Origin of the sequence: Nocardia amamiensis (assembly GCF_015477605.1) — a bacterium.
GTDB classification, from domain to species: Bacteria; Actinomycetota; Actinomycetes; order Mycobacteriales; family Mycobacteriaceae; genus Nocardia; species Nocardia amamiensis_A.
Map to the genome: position 1 here is coordinate 1 of NZ_JADLQX010000087.1, position 5,726 is coordinate 5,726.

Annotated in this window: 6 protein-coding genes; 4 read left to right on the forward strand and 2 right to left on the reverse strand. The window is 67.7% G+C overall.

What is annotated here, in order from left to right:
* The first annotated feature begins 265 nt into the window (after positions 1–265).
* Positions 266–1,198: a type I pantothenate kinase gene (coaA, locus tag IU459_RS36420; protein WP_195134136.1), complete on the forward strand. Its 933-nt coding sequence runs from the start codon at positions 266–268 to the stop codon at positions 1,196–1,198.
* A gap of 6 nt (positions 1,199–1,204) precedes the next feature.
* Here coaA and IU459_RS36425 read toward each other — a convergent pair whose 3' ends face one another.
* Both IU459_RS36425 and IU459_RS36430 read right to left on the reverse strand, forming a co-directional pair.
* Positions 1,205–1,765, reverse strand: coding sequence for a hypothetical protein (locus tag IU459_RS36425; protein WP_195134137.1), 561 nt, complete (start codon positions 1,763–1,765; stop codon positions 1,205–1,207).
* A gap of 52 nt (positions 1,766–1,817) precedes the next feature.
* Positions 1,818–2,597, reverse strand: coding sequence for an isoprenyl transferase (locus IU459_RS36430; RefSeq protein WP_195134138.1), 780 nt, complete (start codon positions 2,595–2,597; stop codon positions 1,818–1,820).
* Positions 2,598–2,820: 223 nt separating this feature from the next.
* Here IU459_RS36430 and trhA point away from each other — a divergent pair, with 223 nt between their 5' ends.
* The 3 genes from trhA to IU459_RS36445 all read left to right on the forward strand — a co-directional run bounded on the left by trhA (position 2,821) and on the right by IU459_RS36445 (position 5,526).
* Positions 2,821–3,507: a PAQR family membrane homeostasis protein TrhA gene (trhA, locus tag IU459_RS36435; RefSeq protein WP_324199168.1), complete on the forward strand. Its 687-nt coding sequence runs from the start codon at positions 2,821–2,823 to the stop codon at positions 3,505–3,507.
* A 181-nt stretch (positions 3,508–3,688) separates the two neighbouring features.
* Positions 3,689–3,895 carry a hypothetical protein gene (locus IU459_RS36440; protein WP_195134139.1) on the forward strand — a complete coding sequence of 69 codons (207 nt, stop codon included), beginning with the start codon at positions 3,689–3,691 and terminating at the stop codon, positions 3,893–3,895.
* On the forward strand, positions 3,892–5,526 hold the full coding sequence (locus tag IU459_RS36445) for an adenylate/guanylate cyclase domain-containing protein (RefSeq protein ID WP_195134140.1): 1,635 nt from the start codon (positions 3,892–3,894) through the stop codon (positions 5,524–5,526). The genes IU459_RS36440 and IU459_RS36445 overlap by 4 nt, the downstream gene beginning before the upstream one ends.
* The last annotated feature ends 200 nt before the right edge of the window (positions 5,527–5,726 follow it).

The following is a 5,726-nucleotide window of genomic DNA, read 5'->3' on the forward strand; positions in this document are numbered from 1 at the left end:
GACTCGAAGTACTCATTCCGCCAAAAAAGCCAAGCACGCAGGACAACCCGCAGAACCACCAGCAAGGTCATTGCATTACACCCCGTAACAGCTCAGTAGGTGTGACAGGTCAAGCAACGGCATTGCGTTACCAGCCGGTAGTGGACCCCACTCGTCACGTCGTCGCGACACAGAGCAGAATTCGGCTATGCGGCGACAGCTAGACCGAATCTCACCGGATCCGCGCGGTAACTGTGCGTGTTTGCCGAAGTGGAGCGTCGGGTAAGTGGCACGGATGAGCGAGCCGAGTCCATACGTGGAATTCGACCGGAAACAGTGGCGAACCCTGCGTAGGTCGACTCCCCTGGTACTCACCGAGGAAGAGTTGATCGGCCTGCGTGGCCTCGGGGAACAGATCGATCTCGAGGAAGTCGCGGAGGTCTATCTCCCGCTCGCTCGTCTCATCCACCTGCAGGTGGCCGCGCGCCAGCGCCTGTTCGCCGCGACCGCGACCTTTCTCGGCGAAACCCATCCGGACCAGCAGGTGCCGTTCGTGATCGGTGTCGCGGGCAGCGTCGCGGTCGGCAAGTCGACCACTGCCCGCGTGCTCCAAGCCCTGCTGGCGCGCTGGGATCACCACCCCCGCGTCGACCTGGTCACCACCGACGGATTCCTCTATCCCACCGCGGAACTCACCCGGCGCGGCGTCATGCACCGCAAGGGCTTCCCGGAGAGCTACGACCGCCGCAAGCTGCTGCGCTTCGTCACCGAGGTGAAATCCGGTGCGGCGGAAGTCTGCGCCCCGGTGTACTCGCACATCTCCTACGACATCGTGCCCGGAAAGCTGCACTGCGTGCGGCAGCCCGACATTCTGATCGTGGAGGGCCTGAACGTGCTGCAGACCGGTCCCCGGCTGATGGTCTCGGATCTGTTCGACTTCTCCATCTACGTCGACGCGCGCATCGAGGACATCGAGAACTGGTATGTGCAGCGCTTTCTCACACTGCGCAACACCGCGTTCGCCGATCCCAACGCGCATTTCCACCACTACTCCGGATTCACCGACGAGCAGGCGACCGCCGCCGCGAAGGAGATCTGGAACAACACCAACCGCCCGAATCTGGTGGAGAACATTCTGCCCACCCGGCCGCGCGCGACCCTGGTGTTGCGCAAGGACGCCGACCACAGCATCAACCGGCTACGGCTGCGCAAATTGTGATTTCGCTTACAGTTTCCATGCTTCATCGAGGCGGTGGGCGACATCGATATCGCAAGCCGCGGCAATGTCCGGTCTGCGGATCTCCTCGGAGATGTAGCGGGCGACGAATCTCCTGACCTCGTGATCGACGCTGGCGAGGACGCGCAGCACCTGTCCGCGCCTGGTGGCGGCGGCGACATTGACGCGCACGTCGACCGGTCGCGGCTCGGCAATGTCGATCACCACCCGCAACGGCGTCGCGGTGCGCACCGTCAAGTGCAGGTGAACGGTCCCGTCGACATGGAACCGATGCCGATCCACCGCCAAGTCCAGCAGCAGATCGAGATCCAGCGGGATGAGCAGCTCGAACGAGATCAGCTCGCCGCCGAGGCGGCGCAGCAGCGACTTGCCGAGCTGGACCTCCGCGGTCACTTTCGCCAACCGCCCGGGGCCGACCCCGATCGGGCCGAAATCGAACGCCGCGCCGGTCAGCTGAGCGAACGCGCCCAAGATGCGTTCTTCGGAGGCGGCGAACTCCAAGAAGCGGTTACCGAACTCCGCGTAGCCGATGAATTCGCGCTCCCTCATGACACCGCGCGACGCGCGAACAGGTCGGGAGATTCGCCGCGCCGGGGCCGACTCAGACGCCGAAGCGGCGATGGCGCGCGGCGTAGTCGCGCAGCGCCCGCAGGAAATCCACGCGACGGAACTCCGGCCAGTACGCCTCGGTGAACCATATTTCCGAGTATGCGCTCTGCCAGAGCAGGAACCCGGACAATCGCTGCTCGCCGGAGGTTCGAATGACCAGATCGGGATCCGGCTGGCCCGAAGTGTAGAGGTGCTGGCCGATCGCGTTCACGGTGATCGACTGGACCAGATCCTCGCCCGTCTCCCCCGCGGCGATCTCCTGGCGGACCAGCGAGCGCACCGCGTCGGTGATCTCTTGCCTGCCGCCGTAACCGACCGCGACGTTGACGTGCACCCCATTCCGTCCCTCGGTGCGCTCGGCCGCGGTACGCAGCCGTTTGGCGATGAGCTCGGGGAAGCCGTCGAGCGTGCCGACGATGCGCACGCTCCAGTTCTGCTCCGGCGCGGACAGTTCCTCGACCACGTCGGTGATCACCTCGAACAGCGTCTCCAGCTCGTCCGGATCGCGCTGCAGGTTCTCGGTGGACAGCAGGTAGACGGTCACCATCTCGATGCCCTCGGCCTCGCACCAGCCGACCAGTTCGGCGATCTTCAGCGCCCCGACCCGATGTCCGTGCGTGACGTCGGTGAAACCGTTCTCCCGCGCCCAGCGGCGATTGCCGTCACACATCACCGCGACGTGCCGGGGATGCTGTTTGCCGCCCAGCTGCCTGGACAGCCGGGCCTCGTAGATGCGATACGGCAGACCCCGCACCTGACTCGGAAGTTCCACGCGGGCAACCCTACGCCTCGGTGACACGATCTCGGCATCGACCGCGATACGCCGGTACAGTAGCGGGGAGCTCAAACTTACGCTTCCGTAGGTTACCGGCGGGTTCAGTTAGGCGGCTGTCTCGCCCCTCGCTCGGCCCGGCGTGGAGCTACGGACGGACTCGTCCGGCTGCGTCTACTAGGAGGTACTCGTGTCCGAATCGGTCGGCGCCGCCGACGCGGCACTGGTCACAGCAGGCTCCCACTCGGCGGGCGAAGCGCTCGCGGAGGCGCTCGTCAAACCACGGATGCGCGGCTGGATCCACACCTGGGCCGTCGGCATCGCGGCGATCGCGGCCGTTATCCTCATCGCCACGGCCGCCACGGTCTCGGCGACCGCGGGATGGTCGACGCTGGTCTACGGGGTCACCGTGTGCGGACTGTTCGGCATCAGCGCGATCTACCACCGGGTGACCTGGCCGACCGCACGCTCCCGGATCCGGATGAAGCGGGCCGACCACTCGATGATCTTCCTGTTCATCGCGGGCAGCTATACGCCATTCGCCCTGCTCGGCCTGCCCGGACGCACGGGGCAGACGTTGCTGACCGTGGTCTGGGCGGGGGCGCTGGCCGGAGTGGCGCTGAAACTGCTCTGGCCGACCGCGCCTCGCTGGGTCGGCGTTCCGCTGTATCTGCTGCTCGGCTGGGCCATCGTGCCGGTGGCCGGGCAACTGAACAGCCAGATCGGCATCGCGCCGTTGATCCTGCTGTTGATCGGCGGCCTGTTCTACAGCGGCGGCGCCATTCTCTACGCGACCAAATGGCCGAACCCGTGGCCGACCGTCTTCGGACACCACGAGTTCTTCCATGCGGCCACGGTCCTCGCCGCGCTGACCCACTACGCGGCAGTCTGGCTCGTGGTGCTGCGCTGAGCCGATACAGTCGGCGGGGAAGAAACGGGGGCGCGATGGGACGGCAGATGATGGGAGGCGAAGCGCGTCCGCGAGGCTGCCGGTGCTCGTCGCGGTGGTGGCGGCCGGACTCGGCGACGGCTCCGGCAATAACGCGGGGAAACCGCCTGTACCGGTCGCACTGGACATATGCTGCTCGTTCGTGTTCCTCGTCGCTGCCTTCCGCGGCATCGCCCTGCCGGAGCAGGCAGTCGTGATGAGCCCGCCCCGCACCGGGGCGGCGCTCGGTAGTACCGGGCCTTCCCGGCTCACGCGCCCCATGGACGCCCATGGGATGTCGGTGCACGGGGAGCGGATCGCGCAGTGCTGGGCGGCGAGACCGCGGCTAGCCGGGCTGCGAACCCGATGATCTCGAAATTCGTCCTGTGGGCGCTCAAAGCGCGGGGTGGGCTGGCTGTCGTGGTCACCACCGCCAACCTCAGCGGTCTCGCGGTGATCGTCACCCAGCTGTGGCTGAACGGGTTCCTCGGCAGGCTCGGCGCGGACTGGCTGCGAACCCTGGTATTCGTCGGCATCTATCCGGCGGTGGGGTTCCTGGCCGGCGTCGTTCTCGCGGTGCGCGACCGCAGGCGTTATTTCGGCTGGCTCGACGCCGGACGAAGACCCACCGAGACAGAGGCACGGCGTCTGCTGCGCCTGCCGATCGCGATCAGCATGCGCGCGCTCGCGCTGTGGCTTCCCGGGGTGGTCGTCGCGACGGCGATCTTCGCGCATCTGAGTCCGCAGAACGACCCCGGCGTGACGACGGCGCTGTTCACGATCGGCGCGTTCGAGACGGCGGCCGTCACCTTCCTGATCGTCGACCGGCTGATCCGGCCGACCGTTCCGCTGGTCGCCGGGATTCTCGGCTGGACGATGCACTGGAGTTCCTCGGTTCTGGTGCGCGTCGTGGTGACCTGGGCGGTGGCGGCGGCGCTTCCGCTGCTCATGCTGATCGTCGTGCTCGCCGACCCGGCCGCCGCCGCGCCCGATCGCATCCGGACCGCCATCTACCTGTCCGCCGTCGGCCTCGGTGTCGGCGCGCTGGCCACCGCCTTTCTCGCGCGCGCCGTGGCCGCGCCGATGCGCGCCCTGCGCCGGGCGCTCGACCGGATCACCCAGGGCGATCTGGACGTCCGGGTGCCGGTCGGCAGCACCAGCGAGATCGGCAGGCTGGAACACTCGGTCAACGAGCTGGCCGCGAACCTGCGCGAGCGGGAGCGGATGCGGGAGGTATTCGGCAGGCACGTCGGCGCGGAGGTGGCCGAGCGCGCGCTCGCGCGCGGTGTGGATCTCACCGGTGACGTGCGCGAGGTCTCGGCGCTGTTCGTCGACGTGACCGGGTCGGTGGCGCTGTCCACCGGGCTGCCGCCGCAGGAGTTCGTCGCCAAGCTCAACCGGCTGCTCGCGATCGTGGTCGCGGCGACCGAGGAGAACAACGGGCTGGTGAACAAGTTCGAGGGTGACGCGGCGCTGTGCGTCTTCGGGGCGCCGATCGCCCTGCGCGACAACGCGACTCCGGCGCTGCGCGCCGCGCGCCGCATCCGCGACGAGGTGCTCGCCACCGGCGAACTCGACATCGGCATCGGCGTGGCGCGCGGCCGGGTCTTCGCCGGCGACGTCGGCTCCAACACCCGGCTGGAGTTCACCGTGATCGGCGACGCGGTCAACGAGGCCGCCCGCCTCACCACCGCGGCCAAAGGAGTGCCGCGGCGGATCCTGGTGAGCGAAGCGGTGATCCGAGCCGCCGCGGACCACGAACGCGCCAAGTGGACCTTCTTCGACACCATCGTGCTGCGCGGGATGAAAGACCCGACCGTCTGCTGGACCGACATGGACGGCCCCGATCCATCGCCCGACTCCACCGCGACCAGCGCCGACCGACCCGACAGCGGCAACCCGGCCGATGCCGACCCTATCGTCGAAATCCGCACCCGCGCAGCGCGGTCCGATGACGTCCGGACGCGCAACATCGAACTGGACACCCCACCCCGGCGATAACCGCACCAGACGTCGCCGCGCGCCGCGCGCCGTCATCCGGAGCAGATGACCGATCGACGGCCGGAGGACGACCACTAGGCCCTGTGTCGAAGTGATGAGGGCGGGCCTGGTGGCCTGCCTTCACTCGTTTCGGAGCCATTGGTTGATCACGGCGATGTGGATGGTGGCCAGGTAGCGGACGGCGAGCTTGTCGTACCTGG

Excerpts from the sequence above, each read along its gene's own strand:
- IU459_RS36425 (WP_195134137.1), bottom strand. The coding sequence starts at position 1,765 with ATGAGGGAGCGCGAATTCATCGGCTACGCGGAGTTCGGTAACCGCTTC.
- IU459_RS36445 (WP_195134140.1), top strand. The coding sequence starts at position 3,892 with ATGATCTCGAAATTCGTCCTGTGGGCGCTCAAAGCGCGGGGTGGGCTG.